This window comes from Streptomyces sp. NPDC001970 (assembly GCF_053594115.1).
In genome coordinates this window covers 195,204-211,438 of the sequence record NZ_JBSFDW010000007.1, presented here as the reverse complement: position 1 = coordinate 211,438, position 16,235 = coordinate 195,204, and the positions used below count along the sequence as shown (strand labels likewise).

Annotated in this window: 10 protein-coding genes; 3 read left to right on the top strand and 7 right to left on the bottom strand. The window is 71.5% G+C overall.

Translation table 11 applies throughout. The annotated features are described in order from the left end of the window. Nucleotides 1–92: 92 nt before the first annotated feature. Nucleotides 93–2,963, bottom strand: a complete 2,871-nt coding sequence (locus ACWCP0_RS12050; RefSeq protein ID WP_451078769.1) for a putative bifunctional diguanylate cyclase/phosphodiesterase — start codon at nt 2,961–2,963, stop codon at nt 93–95. 428 nt (nt 2,964–3,391) lie between these two features. Next, the gene (locus tag ACWCP0_RS12045) at nt 3,392–4,345 is read right to left on the bottom strand and encodes a 2-hydroxyacid dehydrogenase (RefSeq protein ID WP_451078708.1); all 954 of its coding nucleotides are present in this window, start codon (nt 4,343–4,345) and stop codon (nt 3,392–3,394) included. Between the two features lie 75 nt (nt 4,346–4,420). On the opposite strand from ACWCP0_RS12045, the gene ACWCP0_RS12040 reads away from it, so the two are divergent. From ACWCP0_RS12040 to ACWCP0_RS12030, 3 genes are all read left to right on the top strand, one after another. After that, on the top strand, nt 4,421–5,488 hold the full coding sequence (locus ACWCP0_RS12040) for an aldo/keto reductase (RefSeq protein WP_451078707.1): 1,068 nt from the start codon (nt 4,421–4,423) through the stop codon (nt 5,486–5,488). A 191-nt stretch (nt 5,489–5,679) separates the two neighbouring features. Beyond that, nucleotides 5,680–6,840: a PQQ-dependent sugar dehydrogenase gene (locus ACWCP0_RS12035; protein WP_451078768.1), complete on the top strand. Its 1,161-nt coding sequence runs from the start codon at nt 5,680–5,682 to the stop codon at nt 6,838–6,840. A gap of 14 nt (nt 6,841–6,854) precedes the next feature. Beyond that, the gene (locus ACWCP0_RS12030) at nt 6,855–7,031 is read left to right on the top strand and encodes a DUF6191 domain-containing protein (protein ID WP_451078706.1); all 177 of its coding nucleotides are present in this window, start codon (nt 6,855–6,857) and stop codon (nt 7,029–7,031) included. A 179-nt stretch (nt 7,032–7,210) separates the two neighbouring features. Here the strand turns inward: ACWCP0_RS12030 and ACWCP0_RS12025 are convergent, their stop codons facing one another. The 5 genes from ACWCP0_RS12025 to ACWCP0_RS12005 all read right to left on the bottom strand — a co-directional run bounded on the left by ACWCP0_RS12025 (nt 7,211) and on the right by ACWCP0_RS12005 (nt 16,056). After that, nucleotides 7,211–10,243 (bottom strand): helix-turn-helix transcriptional regulator, encoded by a 3,033-nt coding sequence (locus tag ACWCP0_RS12025; protein WP_451078767.1) that lies wholly within the window; start codon nt 10,241–10,243, stop codon nt 7,211–7,213. A 97-nt stretch (nt 10,244–10,340) separates the two neighbouring features. Then, nucleotides 10,341–10,499, bottom strand: a complete 159-nt coding sequence (locus ACWCP0_RS12020) for a hypothetical protein (RefSeq protein WP_451078705.1) — start codon at nt 10,497–10,499, stop codon at nt 10,341–10,343. Nucleotides 10,500–10,678: 179 nt separating this feature from the next. Beyond that, nucleotides 10,679–11,245, bottom strand: a complete 567-nt coding sequence (locus ACWCP0_RS12015; protein ID WP_451078704.1) for a GNAT family N-acetyltransferase — start codon at nt 11,243–11,245, stop codon at nt 10,679–10,681. Between the two features lie 119 nt (nt 11,246–11,364). Next, entirely contained in the window at nt 11,365–13,746 is a 2,382-nt protein-coding gene (locus ACWCP0_RS12010; RefSeq protein ID WP_451078766.1) for an MMPL family transporter, read from the bottom strand. A gap of 213 nt (nt 13,747–13,959) precedes the next feature. Further along, nucleotides 13,960–16,056, bottom strand: coding sequence for a phosphocholine-specific phospholipase C (locus ACWCP0_RS12005; RefSeq protein ID WP_451078703.1), 2,097 nt, complete (start codon nt 16,054–16,056; stop codon nt 13,960–13,962). Between the last annotated feature and the right edge of the window lie 179 nt (nt 16,057–16,235).

Genomic DNA, 16,235 nt, shown 5'->3' with positions numbered 1-16,235 from the left:
GCCCGGAGGGCTCTGCTTCAGCCGACGCGCTTTCCAAGTACGAGAATTCGGGTGCGCATGGCACAGACCCTCCCCCCGGCGCACTACCACTGTCAAGCGGGTGGGACGGGCGTCTCATTATTTGAGCGGATCGGCGGACGCCCGACGAGCTCGGCGCCCGTGGGCGCGGAACGGCGTGCCGGCAGGGAGCCCCCGGTGAGGACCGGCAGGGCCGCTCCCCCGGGCACCGGGTACTCGCCGCGCACCAGGGCGCGGCGCAGCCTGTGCTCGTCCAGCGGCCCCGAGAATGCCACCCCCTGGCCATGGCTGCACCCCATGGCACGCAGGGCCAGCACCTGCTCCGGCACGTCCACGCCGTCCGCCACGGACTGCATGCCGAGATCGCAGGCGATCCGCAGCAGCCCCGCGGTGATCTTGTGCAGCCTGGCGGACTCCACGATGCCCTCGACCAGGCCCCGGTCGAGTTTCAGTACGTCGACGGGGAGCCGGCGCAGCGCGTTGATCGCGGCATAACCGCTGCCGAAGCCGTCCAGGGCGATCCGTACGCCGAGGCGGCGCAGGGCGACGAGGCGTTGCTCCAGCTCGTCGAAGGAGATGCGGGGGTCGCTGTCGGCAAGCTCGATCACGAGGGCGCCCGAGGGCAGGCCGTGGCGGGTGAGCAGGGCCTCGATCGAACCGAGGGGCACGGACCGGTCCAGCAGTCTGCGGGCGGAGAGCCGGATCGAGACCGGGATCTCGTGACCGAGGCGGCTGCGCTCGGCGGCCTGCTGGACGGCCTCCTCCAACTGCCAGCGGCCGAGCTCGGCGGTGCGGTCGCTGTCCTCGGCGGCGACCCGGAGGAACTCGGCCGGTGTGAAGAGGATGCCCTGGGCCGATCGCCAGCGCGCCTGGGCCGCGACGGAGGTGATCCGGCCGGTGGCCAGGTTCACCACCGGCTGGTGGAGCAGCGCGAACTCGCCGTCGTGGAGGGCTGTGCGCAGCCGCGTGGCCAGCTCGGCGCGGCGCACGACCTCGGCCTGCATCTGGGGCGCGTACAGCTCGACGCGGTCCTTGCCGCCGGCCTTGGCCCGGTACATGGCCAGGTCGGCGTTGCGCAGGAGGTCGCCCGCGCTGATGCCGGGCTCGGCGAAGGCGACGCCGATGGACGCGGCGACCCGCACTTCGTTGCCCTCCACGCGGTACGGCTGCGACAGCATGAGACGCAGCCGGTCGGCGATCTCGTGCACCTCGTACTGACGGCCGGACGGGTCCCGGCTGCCGTCACCGAGGATGAGGGCGGCGAACTCGTCGCCGCCGAGCCGGGCCGCGGTGTCACCCGCCCGCACGGACTCCTGGAGGCGCCGGGCGGCCTGGATCAACAGCTCGTCGCCGGCCTGGTGACCCAGGCGGTCGTTCACTCCCTTGAAGCCGTCCAGGTCGATGAAGAGCACGGCCGTACCGGCGTCTCCGGCGCGGCGGCCGCCGAGGGCCTGACGCACCCGCTCGGTGAACAGCGCGCGGTTGGGCAGGTCGGTGAGCGGGTCGTGCTCGGCGTTGTGCTGCAACTGGGCCTGGAGGCGTACACGTTCGGTGACGTCCCGGCTGTTGAAGATCAGACCGCCCTGGTGGCGGTTGACCGTGGACTCGACATTCAGCCACTGGCCGGTGCCTGATCGGAAGCGGCACTCGATCCGGGTCGTGGGCTCCTCCGAGGGAGGAGCGGCCAGAAACCGGCGCACTTCGTGGACGACGCGCCCGATGTCCTCGGGGTGGATGAGCGAGGCCAGCTCGGAGCCGATGAGCTCGTTCGCGTCGCGCCCGTACACACCCGCGGCGGCGGGGCTCACGTAGCGGAGCACGCCGGTCGTTGCCGCGATCATGATGACATCGCTGGAGCCCTGCACGAGGGAGCGGAAGTGGTTCTCCTTCTGCGCCAGTTCGTGGGTGAGGGAGATGTTGTCGAGCAGCATGATGCCCTGCCGGACGACCAGGGCGAGCACGACCGTGCAGCCGGTGAGGACCACCACGCGGTCGACCCTGCGGTCCTCGATGACGTTGTAGAGGATCCCGAGGGTGCAGACCGCGGCCGCCAGATACGGGGTGAGCGCGGCGAGCGAGCCGGCGATGGGACGGCTGAAGGCCGTGTGGCTCGCAGGGCGGGGGCCGCGCGGGAGCGTGGTGCTCGCCTCCGTACGCCGCGCTCCCCAGGGCGCGTACGCGAGGAGGAGCGAGCCCGCGAACCAGCCGGCGTCGAGCAGCTGGCCCGAGCGGTAGTGCTCCCGCAGCAGCGGCGAGGTGAACAGCGCGTCGCAGAAGACGGTCAGGGCGAGGGCCGCGATGGCGGTGTTGACCGCCGACCGGTTCGCGTTCGACCGCCGGAAGTGCAGCGCGAGCACCATGCTCACGAGCACGATGTCCAGCAGCGGATAGGCGAGCGAGAGCGCCGCCTCGGCCACGCTCTCTCCCTGGAAGTGCGCCGTGTGGGCGAGCGCGAGGCTCCAGGAGAGCGTCAGCAACGAGCCTCCGATCAGCCACGCATCGAGCGCGAGGCAGACCCAGCCGGCCCTGGTGACGGGGCGCTTGGCCAGGACGAGCAGCCCGACGATCGCCGGTGGCGCGAAGCAGAGGAAGAACAGGTCGGCGAGGGACGGGCTCGGTACCGCCTGCCCGAGGACCACCTCGTACCAGCCCCAGACCGCGTTTCCGCACGCGGCCATGGCGGAGGAGACCGCGAACAGCATCCAGGCGGGACGAAAGCGGCTGGACCGCGAGCGGGCGAAGAGGAAGCACGAGACCGAGGCGAGGAGGGCGGCGAAGCTGAGCCCGAAGTCACCCATGATCAGCGCCAGCTGCTCGGATCCCCAGCCGACGGCGGCCCCGGCGGCATAGCCCCCGCAGGCGACGGTGAGCAGCACCTGGGGCAGCAGGCCCCCGCCGCCCTCGGAGACCGGCAGCCGGGCGAGGAGGGCGCCCTGGGCATTCACCGTGCCGCCCCTGACAGCGCTTTCACCCGGCTCCGCCCGCGGAGGCGGCACTTCGGGGCGCGCTTCGAGGTGTGCTGCGGCGCGCGCGGGACGGGTGGGCGGCACCTTCGCCGCGTCGGATCGTTGGTCCATTGGCCGTGCATCGCCCGTCGCCCCCCTCGAAGTCCGGTCGCTCCGCAGCGCCGTCCGTACACGACGCAGCCCCCAACTCGGGACGATACACCAGTCTCGTCACTCAGGGACAGGCTTTATCTACTCTCCGTGACGATCTGGAAACATCGTCGGCACTGGGTGCATCCGTACGACTCCACTGAGTGGAGAACGAGTCGCCGACGGCGTCCAGAGCGGTGTCCCCCGATGGGGTTCACGGACCGGCACCACTGATGGTTCACGGGCGTCCGGAGGCAGCCGAAGCGCCGCAGCGGGCGCTACCGGGTCGTGAGGACCACGTTGCGCAGAGGCTCTCCGGCCGCGAACCGCGTGAGCTGCCCGGCCAGCAGGCGCTTTGCGCGCGGCATGAACGCCGAGGTGGGGCCGCCGGCATGAGGGCTGATCAGCACGCCCGGAGCGTGCCAGAGGGGGTGCCCGGCAGGCAGCGGCTCCGGATCGGTGACGTCGAGGGCGGCGGTGATCCGGCCGCTCTCCAGCTCCGTGAGCAGCGCCTTGGTGTCGACGACCGGCCCACGGGCGACGTTCACCAGAAGGGCGCCGTCCTTCATCCGGGCCAGGAAGCCCGCGTCCACGAGGTGGTGGGTGGCCGTGGTGAGCGGCGTCGAGAGGATCACCACGTCCGCGTCGGGGAGCAGCCCCGGGACTTCGGCGAGTGGGTGCACCTCACCGCGCTCTGTGGTGCGTGCCGAGCGCGCGACGCGCGCCACCCGCGCGCACTCGAAGGGCACGAGCCGGTCCTCGATGGCCGCGCCGATCGAGCCGTATCCGACAATGAGCACGGACTTGTCGGCGAGTGCCGAATAGAAGCCGGCCCGCCACTCCTCCCGCTGCTGGCCCTCCACGAAGCCGGGAATGCCGCGGAGGGACGCCAGGATCAGCGCGAGGGCCAGCTCGGCCGTGCTCGCCTCGTGGACGCCCTTGGCGTTGCACAGGCGCGCACCCGCGGGCAGCGAGCCGAGGCCGGGCTGCACATGGTCGATACCGGCCGAGAGGGTCTGGACGACCTGTACGGACGTCATGGCGGCCATGGGTCGCACAGCGACCTCCGTGCCCCTCATGTACGGGACAACGTAGAAGGCGCAGTCGGCGGGGTCGGCGGGATAGTCCTGACCGCCGTCCCAGTAGCGGTAGTTGAGCCCCGCGTCGGCGGAAGCGGGGAGCCCCTCGATCTCACCGGCCGGAATGGGGAGCCATACGTCCGTTGCAGTCATGGTCACGAGGCTATGCGAAGCGCGGCGGAAGCCAGAGGTTAGTTTTGGGGGCGGCACAAGGAGGGGTACGAGCAGGTGGAGCGCAGGACAATCGGTGCGGCGGCGCTCGAGGTGGGCGCGATCGGCCTGGGTTGTATGCCGATGAGCTGGGCGTACACCAGCTCACAACAGCGTGGTGACCGCTCGCTGCGCACGGTGAACGCGGCGCTCGACGCCGGTGTGAATCTGCTCGACACGGCCGACATGTACGGGCCGTTCACCAACGAGCTGCTGCTCGGCCGGGCCCTGAAGGAGCGGCGCGCCGACGCCTTCGTGTCGACGAAGGTCGGTCTGCTGGCCGGCGAGCAGCACCTCGTCGCCAATGGACGGCCGGCTTATGTGCGGCGGGCGTGCGACGCGTCGCTGCGGCGGCTCGGGACCGATGTGATCGACCTCTACCAGCTCCACCGGGCGGACCCGGAGGTTCCGGTGGAGGAGACCTGGGGCGCGATGGCGGAGTTGGTGTCCGCGGGCAAGGTGCGTGCGCTCGGGTTCTGCGCGGTGGGTGCGCGGGCGACGCGGAGGCCGGGTGCGGGGCCTGCGGGATCTCTGTGGTTCCCGGGGTCGGCGGCACCGAGAGCGGCGGCGAGGGGGCCGGCGGGAGGGCTGTACGAGGGAACGATCCGCCAGTTGGAGCAGGTGCAACAGGTCTTCCCGGTCAGCGCGGTGGAGGCGGAGCTGTCGGTGTGGTCGCACGAGGCACTGTCGCAGCTGCTGCCCTGGTGCGAGGCGCGCGGTGTGGGTTTCCTCGCGGCGATGCCGCTGGGCAACGGCTTCCTGACGGGAACGCTCACGCCCGGGGAGGGCTTCGAGCCGGACGATCCGCGGGCGCGGCATCCCCGCTTCACGGCGGAGATGATGGCGGCGAACCAGCCGCTGGTGGCAGGGCTCCGGCGGGTCGCGGAGCGCCACGGTCCCTCGACGACTCCCGCGCAGGTGGCGCTGGCGTGGGTGCTGGGGCACGGACCGCACGTGGTGCCGGTGCCGGGGGCCAAGCGGGAGTGCTGGGCCGTGGAGAACGCGGCGGCCGCGGACCTCGAGCTGAGCGAGCGGGACGTCGCCGAGATCGCGGGACTGCCGCCGGCCAGGGGATCCTGGGACTGACCTCCGGTCGTGCCGTCGCCGGCTCGTCTTCGCGCCGACTCGTCTTCGCGCGCTGACTCGTCTTCGGGATCGTGGGCGGAGATCGGGAACCTCGGGCGGTGCTGCGGTGTATGAACAGTAGACGTGCGGCTCACGGAGATCGCACAGACCGATCACCCGGCGAAGGGACAAGATCAGTGCCACGTCCAGCTGTGACGGCCGTGCTGGCCGCTGCCGCCCTGCTGCTCGCCGCCGGGTGCTCGTCCGACAGCCCGGCGGATCAGGCGGGTGGCCGCCAGGACGCCCCCTCGAGCCCGGCCTCCTCGTCCGCCACGGCCGGCGGCACCGCTCCGAAGGCCCCGCCGGCGAAGGGGTCGGTGAAGGTGGCGGCCACCCTGACCGAGGACCTGAAGTCGCCATGGGGCCTGGCGGCGCTTCCCGACGGCGATCTGCTGGTGTCCTCGCGCGACGAGGGCACGATCACGCGCATCGACGTCGACAGCGGCAGGAAGACCGGGATCGGGTCGGTGCCGGGCGTCGCACCGGCCGGTGAGGGCGGTCTGATGGGCCTGGCCGTCTCCCCGTCGTTCGCCTCGGACCGTCTGGTGTACGCGTACTTCACGACGGAGTCGGACAACCGCATCGCCCGCATGCTGTACGACGAGAGGAAGCCTGCCGGGCAGCAGCTCGGCGCGCCCGACACGATCCTGCGGGGCATCCCGAAGGGGGTCGTCCACAACGGCGGCCGGATCGCTTTCGGCCCGGACAGGATGCTGTACGCGGGCACGGGCGAGACGGGCGACAGAGGGCTGGCCCAGGACAAGGATTCGCTGGGCGGCAAGATCCTCCGGATGACCCCGGACGGGCAGCCGGTGCACGGCAATCCCTCGGCGGACTCCGTGGTGTATTCGTACGGGCACCGCAATGTGCAGGGCCTCGCCTGGGACTCCGAGAAGCGGCTGTGGGCGGCCGAATTCGGGCAGGACACCTGGGACGAGCTGAATCTCGTCGAGCCCGGCAAGAACTACGGCTGGCCGGAGGTCGAGGGCAAGCGCGGCAGGTCGGGCTTCGTGGACCCGGTGGCCCAGTGGCGGACGGAGGACGCGTCGCCGAGCGGCATCGCCTATGCGCAGGGCTCGATATGGATGGCGGGCCTGAGGGGGGAACGCCTCTGGCGGATCCCGCTCTCCGGTGCGGAACCTTCCGCGGAGCCCCAGGCGTTCCTCCAGGGGGAGTACGGCCGTCTGCGTACGGTCCTGCCGGTCGGCGGGGCCGGCGGCGGCTCGGCTGTCTGGCTGGTCACCAGTGAGACGGACACCAGAGGCACACCCGGGGCGGGGGACGACCGAATCCTGCGGCTCGAGGTGGAGTGAGAGGTGGGCGGCTTGTGTTCAATCTGATCGAGGAGCTTTTCGCGCCCGGCCGTAAGCACACCGACGACGAGCGCAACCGGCTGCAGCTCACGCGGGTGGACGTCGGCGACGGCGATCCGGGGCACGGCGAGATAGACCTGGCCTCCGGGAAGGTCGTCATACGCCCGCGGCGCGAGCACCCGGAGGCCTGACGCCGCAGCGGGCCGACTTCCGCCCGTGCGGCGATCCAGGACGGACAGCCCGGGCCCACCGGGCGTTGAGGACGGCCCGGGCCCACCGGGCGTTGAGGACGGCCCGGGCCCGTCGGGCGGCACCGGGCGCCGAGGTCTCTCCCCCGGTTACGGCTGCCGTGCGGCGCGGTGCCGCGCGCTCAGGCTGTCGCGGGGAACAGGTGGAGGCGATGGGCGAGCGCCGCTGCTTCGCCTCGTCCGGTCACGCCCAACTTGGCCAGGATGTTGGAGACATGGACGCTCGCGGTCTTGGGTGAGATGTAGAGCTCCTCGGCGATCTGGCGGTTGGTACGGCCCGCCGCGACCAGGCGCAGCACGTCCTGTTCGCGGGGGGTCAGCCCGAGGTCCTCGGCCGGGGCGGGTGCGGCAGGGGCGGGGACGGCCTCGGCACCGGGACCGGTGAGCCGTAGACGGGCGCGCTGGGCGAGCAGCGTGGCGGCTTCGGCGAGCGGACGGGCTCCGAGGCGCTCGGCGGTCTCGTGGGCCCGGCGCAGGAGCTCGGCCGCGCTGTCGCGCTCCCCGGCGGCCAGCAGCGCCTCGGCTGTGCGGTGGCGGACGCGGGCCACGTCGTACGGGCGGTCGACCGTGGCGAAGGCGGCCAGCACCGCGGACCAGGTGTCAGGGGTGTCCCGGTCCTCGGCGCGCAGGAGTTCGGCGTGGAGCCACTGCTCGTAGGCGGTCCAGACCGCCGCGCAGGTGGGGAGTGCCTTGGCGGCGCGCTTGATGCGGGACAGGGTTTCGGCGCGGCCCGGCGCGGCGGCGGGCAGCCCGCGGGCGTCGGCCTCGGCGACGGCGGCGGAGAGCAGGAGCGGCCAGGCATAGCGCTGGGTGCCGGGCGGGAAGCCGGCGGCCACGGCCCGGTCCAGTTCGGCGCGGGCGTCGAGAATGCGGCCCTCGCCGGCGGCGACGCCGACCGCGATGCGGGCGAGGGGCAGCGACTGCTGCGGCTGCGGGTCGTGGGTGCCGTAGTGGTCCTGGGCGGCGGCGAGCCGGCGGGCGGCCTCGGCCATGTCGCCCCGGGCGAGCGCCAGATAGGCGAGCCGTCCGGCCCCGGCGCCGCGCGGCTGGGCGCTGTGTCCGACGCGCTCGGCCTGCCCGGCGGCCTCCGCCGCCTCGTCCCAGCGTCCGAGGGCGTACAGCGATTCGGACAGATTGCCCCACACCCACGCTTCGACGTCCAGCAGTCCGTACTTCCTGGACAGGACAAGGCCTTCTTCGAGGATGCGGACCGCTTCCCCGGATCGGCCGACGCCCTCCAGGCTGGAGGGGAGGTTCACATGGCTGCGGCCCACCAGGGAAGCGAAGCCCAGTTCGGCGACGCGTTCCTTGACCTCGTACAGATCGGCGAGGCCGGCCTCGACGTCACCCGCGTCGACCAACAGGCCGCCCAGGGTGATCCGGGCCGTCATCTCGATCTCGCGGGCACCGACCATGCGGGCGTACTCGACGGCGCGTTCGGCAGCGGCGAGGGCGTCGGGCCCGGGTTCGTGCAGCATCGACCAGCCGGCGACACTGGCGAGGACTTCTGCGTGCACCTCGGACGGCGGGAGTCCGCGCATCAGCTCCTGAGCGGTGGCGAGTTCCCTCCAGCCGTCGCCTCGGCCCTGGCTCTGGATCAGCCGGGAGCGCTGCACCCAGAACCAGGCCGCGCGCAGCGCGTCGTTCTCCCGCTCCAGCAGCCGCAGCGCCCGCTTGGTGATCGTCAGGGCGCGTTCCCTCTCGCCGCTGTGCCGGCCCGCGACCGCAGCTTCGGCCATGAGGTCGAGGTAGCGCAGCGGGGTGGTGGCCGGGTCGCAGCCGCACGGAGGGTAGACCTCGGCGTAGTCGGCGGGCCGCAGGTCGACCCGTACGTCTTCGGGGGCGTCGTCCCACAGCTCCATCGCCCGTTCCAGCAGCCCGAGTTGTTCGGAGTAGGCGTGCCGGCGGCGCGCCTCGACGGAGGCGAGGAGGACGGCGGGGAGGGCCTTGGCCGCGTCGTGCGCGTGGTACCAGTAGCTGGCGAGCCGGGCGGCGCGCTGGTCGGCGGGGACGAGTGCCGGGTCGGCTTCCAGCGCCCTGGCGTAGCGGCGGTTCAGCCGCGAGCGTTCGCCGGGGAGCAGATCGTCGCTGACGGCCTCGCGCACGAGCGAGTGACGGAAGCGGTAGCCGTCCCCGTCCGGGGTGGCGAGCAGGATGTTGGCGCCCACGGCGGCCCGCAGTGCCTCGATCAGCTCGTCCTCGCCCAGCCCGACGACGGCGGCCAGCAGTGGGTACTCGACGGTGGATCCGCCTTCGGCGACGACCCTGGCGACTCGCTGGGCGTGCTGGGGCAGCCCTTCGACGCGGACGAGCAGGAGATCGCGCAGGGAGTCGGTCAGTCCGGAGCAGGAGTTGCCGTTGTGCGTGGCGACGGCGAGTTCCTCGACGAAGAAAGCGTTGCCGTCGGAGCGTTCGAAGATGTCGTCGACGAGGGACTGGGCCGGCTCGGCGGCGAGGATTCCGGCCATCTGGCGGGCGACCTCGTCCCGGCTGAAGCGGGGGACCTCGATGCGCTGGACGGTGCGCAGCCGGTCGAGTTCGGCGAGGAGGGGCCGCAGAGGGTGGCGGCGGTGGATGTCGTCGGCGCGGTAGGTGGCGATGACGACGAGCCGGCCGCGGCGCAGGGTGCGGAAGAGGTAGGCGAGGAGATGGCGGGTGGAGGCGTCGGCCCAGTGCAGGTCCTCCAGCACGACCACGACGGTACGCTCGGCGGCCAGCCGCTCCAGGAGGCGGACGGTGAGTTCGAAGAGCCGGGCCATGCTCTCCTCGTCGTGCCTGCCCGGTTGGCGCGACGAGTCGCCCATCTCGGGGAGGAGTCTGGCGAGTTCCTCCTCACGCCCGGCGGCCGCCGCGGCGAACTCGTCCGGAAGCTGCCGAAACAGGCTCCGCAGGGCAGTGGAGAAGGGGGCGAAGGGCAGCCCGTCGGCGCCGATCTCGACACAGCCGCCGATGGCGAAGACGACCTCCCCGCGGCAGGCCTCGTCGCGGAACTCCTCGATGAGCCGTGTCTTGCCCACGCCGGCCTCGCCGCCGATGAGGAACGCCTGCGGCTCGCCCGCGACGGCGCGGGCGAACCCATCGGTGAGTGTGGTCAGTTCGTCGGCGCGACCGACGAAGACGGGGCTGACGGACCTGGTCTCCACGCCGCCGAGCATCGCACATCCGTCCACTTGGGCGGCACCGGTTATCGCGCCGGCACCGGCACCGGCAGCCGAGGCTGCCGTCGTCGGGACGACCGACACGGCGCGGACCTCAGGCGGCCCGCTCGAACCCGCCCCGCGTACTCACCCGCCCTTCGGGTTCGTTCTCGGCGGACCGGCGGTTCCGGCGCACCTGGCGGGCCAGCCGCTCCTCGTCGGCACGGCGGATCAACTCGGCCTGGTGCAGCTTGTGGATCTCGTAGTCGAGCATGGGGTTCTCCTGAGGACGAGGTTTCGGCGGCTCGTGGGAGCCTCGCGTTCTGCGATGCCTCAACTCTCGTCTCCCAGGGGGTGCGACCACATCGGGGGAGTGCCGCATCTTTGCGGCCGCGGTGCCTTAGACGGCCGGGCCCGGTGCCCCGGTCCGCCCTAAGGCACCCCCGTCGGAACTCAGTGGTGGTCCTTCGCTGCGCGTCGTTCGCGCCATTCGGGCGCGAGGACGGACCAGACCTCCATGTCATGGCGGATGCCCTGCCAGGGGAAGCTCTCGCGCAGGACTCCGTCACGGGTGAAGCCGAGTCGCTCGGCGACACCGATGGAGCGGTGGTTGGCGGCGGAGGCGAGCCATTCGACGCGGTGCATGCCGCGCTCGTCCACGGCCCAGTCGACGAGGTGCTCGACGGCGCGGGTGATCAGTCCGCGGCCGGCCGCGGAAGGCTCCAGCCAGACGCCGACCTCGCAGGACTCCGTCCGGGTGTCGAAGACCCGGAAGAGCACTCCGCCGACGAGGGTGCCGTCGTGCCGGATCACGTAGAGACTGCCGGTGTCGGCGGCCTGCTTGTCGGCGAAGTTCTGGAGGAAGGAGCGGGCCGACTCGGGATCGGTCACTCCGGCCATGAACGGCACCCAGGGCCCGGCATACTCACGGGCCCGCTCGACATGGGCGAGGAACTCCTCGGCCTGCCAGGGGCCGATGGGCTGCAGCTCAGCGCCGTCCGCGAGGGATATGGAGAACATGCCGCTCCTTCACGTGGTGGTGTCGGATTCACGGTGGTGCGGGACCCGGTGGTCCGGGAGCCGGTGATTCCGGCCCCGGTGATCCCGCTCCCGGTGGTGCGGGACGTGGGAGTGTCGGACTACCGCGCAAGCGGACTGTCCTCGTTCACCCGCATTCCGGGGATCTTCGCATGGGTGCGGGTGCGGCTCTCGGGAGCTTCGATGCTGATCCGCGGCAGTCGCCGGTCCAGCCATCGGGGCAGCCACCAGTTGGCGCTGCCCAGCAGGTGCATCAGCGCGGGCACGAGCAGCGTGCGGAGGACGAAGGCGTCCAGGGCGACGGCGGCGGCAAGGCCGATGCCGAACATGGCGATGACCCGGTCGCCGCTGAGGACGAACGCGAGGAATACGGAGATCATGATGACCGCCGCGGAGTTGATCACGCGGCTGGTCTCGGCGAGGCCGATCCGGACGGCCCGCCGGTTGTCCTTGGTCTCCAGCCATTCCTCGTACATCCGGCTGACGAGGAAGACCTGGTAGTCCATCGAGAGCCCGAAGAGCACCGAGACCATGATCACGGGCAGGAACGGTTCGATCGGGCCGGCGCTGCCCAGGCCGAGCAGTTCGCTGCCCCAGCCCCACTGGAAGACGGCGACGACGATGCCGAAGGCGGAGGCGACGGCCGCCACGTTCATCAGGGCCGCCTTGAGCGGGATGCCGAGGGACCGGAAGGCAAGGAGCAGAAGCAGACAGCCGAGCGCGATGACGACCCCGACGAACAGGGGCAGCTTGCCGACGATGACCCCGGCGAAGTCGTCGTAGCTCGCGGTCACCCCGCCGACGTGGACGTCCAGGGACGTACCGCTCTCGGCGGCCGGCAGGACGGTGTCGCGGAGCCGGTCGACGAGTGCGCTGGTCTCCTGCGACTGCGGCGACGTCTCCGGCACGACCGTGAGGAAGGCGGTGTCGGCGCTGCCGTTGTACGTGACGGGCCCGACGGACGCGACGCCCGGGGTGTCCCGGAGCGTGCCGGGGAGACCGTTCAGCGCCAGCCGGTCGTCGGCGCCGTCGAGTTCGGCGACGAGGGTGAGCGGGCCGTTGACGCCGGGCCCGAAGCCGTCGGCGATCAGGTCGTACGTCTTGCGGGTGGTGCTGGACGCGGGGTTGTTGCCCTGGTCGGAGGTGCCGAGATGGAGCGAGAACGTGGGCAGCGCGAGCACCAGCATCACCACGGCCGCGATCGCGCCCAGCAGCTTCGGACGGCGCTCGACGAAAGCGGACCAGCGGGCGGCGAAGCCGGTCGGGAGCTCGGGCCGAGGGCCGCGTCCGGCGAGCCGGCGGCGCTCGCGTCGGCTCAGCGCACGCATCCCGATGAAGGACAGCAGCGCAGGCAGCAGGGTCACGGATGCGGCGACGGTGAGGAGGACCGTCAGACAGGCGGCGACCGCCACGCCGTTGAGGAAGGACAGACGCAGGACCAGCATGCCGAGCAGCGCGATGCAGACGGTCGCTCCGGCGAAGACGACGGCTCGACCCGTGGTCGCCACGGCGTTCTCCACGGCCTCGGCGACGGGCAGTCCGCGTTTGAGGCCCTTGCGGTGCCGGGTCACGATGAACAGGGCGTAGTCGATGCCGACTCCGAGGCCGATCAGCAGACCCAGCAACGGCGCGAAGTCGGCGACGTCCATGGCATGGCCGAGCAGCACGATGCCGGCGTACGCGGTGCCGACGCTGACCAGTGCCGTGGCTATGGGCAGCAGGCTGGCGGCGAGCGAGCCGAAGGCGAGGAAGAGGACGACGGCGGCGACGGCCACGCCGACGACCTCGGCGATGTGCCCCGAGGGCGCTTCGGTCAGTGCGGTGACACTGCCGCCGAGCTCGACCTGGAGCCCGCCGTCCTCGGCGGCCTTGGCGGTGTCGATGACGGCCCGCGCCTGCTGCACGGGAATGTCGTCGGTCTGCTTGTCGAACGTGACGGTGGCGTAGGCGGTGCGACCGTCCTCGCTGATCCGGCCGTCGCCTGACGAGAGGGTGGCGCGCCCATCGCCACCTTTATCCGCTTCAGTCGTCCGGCCGGCTTTTGCTTCCTCGCCGGAACTGCGTGTCCTGCTCGTGTTGTTGGCGTCCGCTTCGCCCTGGGCCTCGGCCTTGCTCTTGGCCTTCTCCTTGGCTCCGGCTTGGGCTTTGGCCTTCTCCTTGGCCGTCGCTTCGGCCCCGGCATCGGCGTCGTACGGGCCCGTGACCGAGGCGACGCCGTCCAGCCCGGCGATCTCGTCGAGCGCGCGGGACATGCGCTGCTTGACGGCGGCCGCGCCGACCGTGCCCTGCGGCGTGTGCCAGACGATGGTGTCGCTCGCGCCACCCCGTCCGTGGAAGGCATCCTCGAGGACTGCGACAGCCCGGCCCGATTCGGTGCCCGGGACCTCGTAGTCGTTGGAGTACGCGGCACCCGCGAAGGCCGCGGCGGCCGAGACGCCGCCGAGAGTGAGCAGCCAGAGCAGGACGGCGACAAGGCGGTGCATGATGCACCACCGGGCAATGGTTGCCAACGGACGGGCTCCCTGGTGGTTCGTGGGTCTTCACTGGGAAATGCCCGTAAAGAACACATGACCTTCGGGAAGTCACTCTCTCAGGCGATAATGATCGTTAGCGATCTTTTGCCCGATTCGTGGCGATACTCACACAGACGCGCGGGAGCAGGGGACTCAGGTCCTGCTCCCGCGCACCCCGAAGCGTCAGCCGGAGACGCTCGGGCGCCCGTTCTCGATGTGGCCCATCAGGCGCCGGCGGAAGCCGGTGTCGGCGTCCGCGGTGACCTCTACGTCGTACCAACCGTGTGCGTCGGCCGCCGAGTGGACGACGGTGCGGCTGCTGCCCGGCTTCACCGTGAGCCGGCGGGTCCAGTCCCGCAGATCCTCGTCGTCGACGTAGCCGAGCGGGCGGACCGTGAAGGTGATGGCCCGGTCGCCGTTGTTCCGGAGAGTGAGGTGCAGGTCGCGGTCGTGGTGGTCGATGCGCGAGGTGACCTCGGCGCCCGCGCCGGCGGCACGGCCCGCGAACTCGCGGCGGAAGCCGTTCGGCCCGGTAATGGTGAAGCGGTACGCCTCCCCGGTGAGGGGCACGTTCCACTGCGCCGTGCCCCGGACGTCCGTGTGCTGCGGGACGGGGAACTCACCGGCGTACGGGTAGAGCGCAAAGTGCGCACTCGCGCGCCCGGTGTTGCTGAGCGCGACCGTCAGCGCGCCGTCGCCGAGCCGAGCCGAGGCGTCCGGCTGGTACGGCAGCGGGCGCGCGGGCCGGCTGCCGGGCTCCTGCACGGGCATGTGCTGCACCAGCGGCGGCTGCGGCCGCCAGCGGCCCGTGAACGACGGGATCGCTCCGGGCTGCTCCACATCGGGCAGCGGTCGGCCACGCCGGAAGTCGAAGGCCGAGGTGAGATCGCCGGTGACGGTACGCCGCCAGGCGGTGATGTTGGGCTCCTCGACGCCCGTCCACTTCTCCAGGAAGCGGATCACCGAGCTGTGGTCGAAGACCTCGGAGCAGACATAGCCGCCGACGGTCCAGGGCGAGACCACGAGCAGAGGCACGCGGATGCCGAGACCGGTGGGCTTGCCCTGCCAGCGCTCCTCCGTGTTGTCCGCGGGCGGCACCGGCGGCGGCACATGGTCGAAGAAGCCGTCGTTCTCGTCGTAGTTGATCAGTACGACGGTGTGCCGCCAGACGTCGGGGTGCGAGCCGAGGGCGTCGAGCACCTTGTAGACGAGGGTGGCGGAGGCGATCGGCGAGGACGAGCCCGGGTGCTCCGAGTCGATCGCGGACGGCACCAGGTACGACACCTCGGGCAGCGTGCCCGCCGCCACGTCCGTGCGGAACTGATCGGCGAGCGATCCGGTCTCACCGCGCCGCAGCCCGCGCTCGAAGAGCGAGCGCTCCTCCCGGGTGAGCGTCGCGACGCCCTCCTCCAGGGCCGCGAGCAGCCGGGCTCGCTCGGCCGTGTCGGAGGTGTCGCGGACCTTCGCGTAGAAGGCCTCCATGAAGGTGAAGTCGCCGGCCTCGGCGAGGGCCTTCCGCGCGATCTTCTTGAAGGTGGTGAAGAACTCGATGTTGTTGTCGGTGAAGTTCTCCCACTCCTGGTACGTCTTCCAGCTGCGGCCGGCCTTCTCCAGGCGCTCGGCGTACGTCGGCCACGCGTAGCCGGGGTGGCTGCCCTCGGCGTACGCGGCGTTGGTCACGGCACGGCTGCCGTCGGCCTCGAAGCCGGTCCAGCCGCTCCACAGGTGGTTGCGGTTGGGGCTCGTCGACGTGTGGATCGAGGAGTGGTAGGCGTCGCAGATGGTGAACGTGTCCGCGAGCTCGTAGTGCAGCGGGATGTCACGGCGGTCGTAGTAGGCCATGGTCGCGGCGGTCTTCGCCGAGATCCAGCCGTCCATCCAGCCGTCTCGCCAGGCCTTGGCGCCGCCGCCCCAGGAGTGGTCGAGGTCGCCTATGTACTGCAGGTCCTTCTTCTGGGTCTCGGCGGCGTCGCGCACCGGGAAGGGCAGCACGGCGCCCAGCGGGCCGGGCTGTTCGAAGACCCCCTTCCCCGAGGGCAGTTCGACGGCGTTGCGGTCGCCGAAGCCGCGTACACCGCGCAGGGTGCCGAAGTAGTGGTCGAAGGACCGGTTCTCCTGCATCAGGATCACGACGTGCCTGATCGCGTGCAGACCGCCGGACGGCGGCTCGGCGGCGAGCGCGGCCTGCAGGGAGGGCGGCAGCAGGGACCCGGCCGCCGCGGCACCGAGGGCGCCTCCGCCGAGTGCGAACAGCCGTCGCCGTGAGATGTCCGTGGCCAAGTGATCCTCCTGAGTCGCGCGTTACCGCCCGGAAGCTAGTGAGAGCAGATGGCGGAGGAAAGACCCGTGGACGACTGCCGAATGAACGTCCAAGAGGTGCTTCCGGACAGCCCGGGCGAGATCACGCCACCCGATCGGGGAATGCAAAGATCTGGAATTGGCAGCGTTGTCAGCAACGC

Excerpts from the sequence above, each read along its gene's own strand:
- ACWCP0_RS12045 (WP_451078708.1), bottom strand. The coding sequence starts at position 4,345 with ATGACTGCAACGGACGTATGGCTCCCCATTCCGGCCGGTGAGATCGAG.
- ACWCP0_RS12025 (WP_451078767.1), bottom strand. The coding sequence starts at position 10,243 with ATGCTCGGCGGCGTGGAGACCAGGTCCGTCAGCCCCGTCTTCGTCGGT.
- ACWCP0_RS12020 (WP_451078705.1), bottom strand. The coding sequence starts at position 10,499 with ATGCTCGACTACGAGATCCACAAGCTGCACCAGGCCGAGTTGATCCGC.
- ACWCP0_RS12015 (WP_451078704.1), bottom strand. The coding sequence starts at position 11,245 with ATGTTCTCCATATCCCTCGCGGACGGCGCTGAGCTGCAGCCCATCGGC.
- ACWCP0_RS12010 (WP_451078766.1), bottom strand. The coding sequence starts at position 13,746 with ATGCACCGCCTTGTCGCCGTCCTGCTCTGGCTGCTCACTCTCGGCGGC.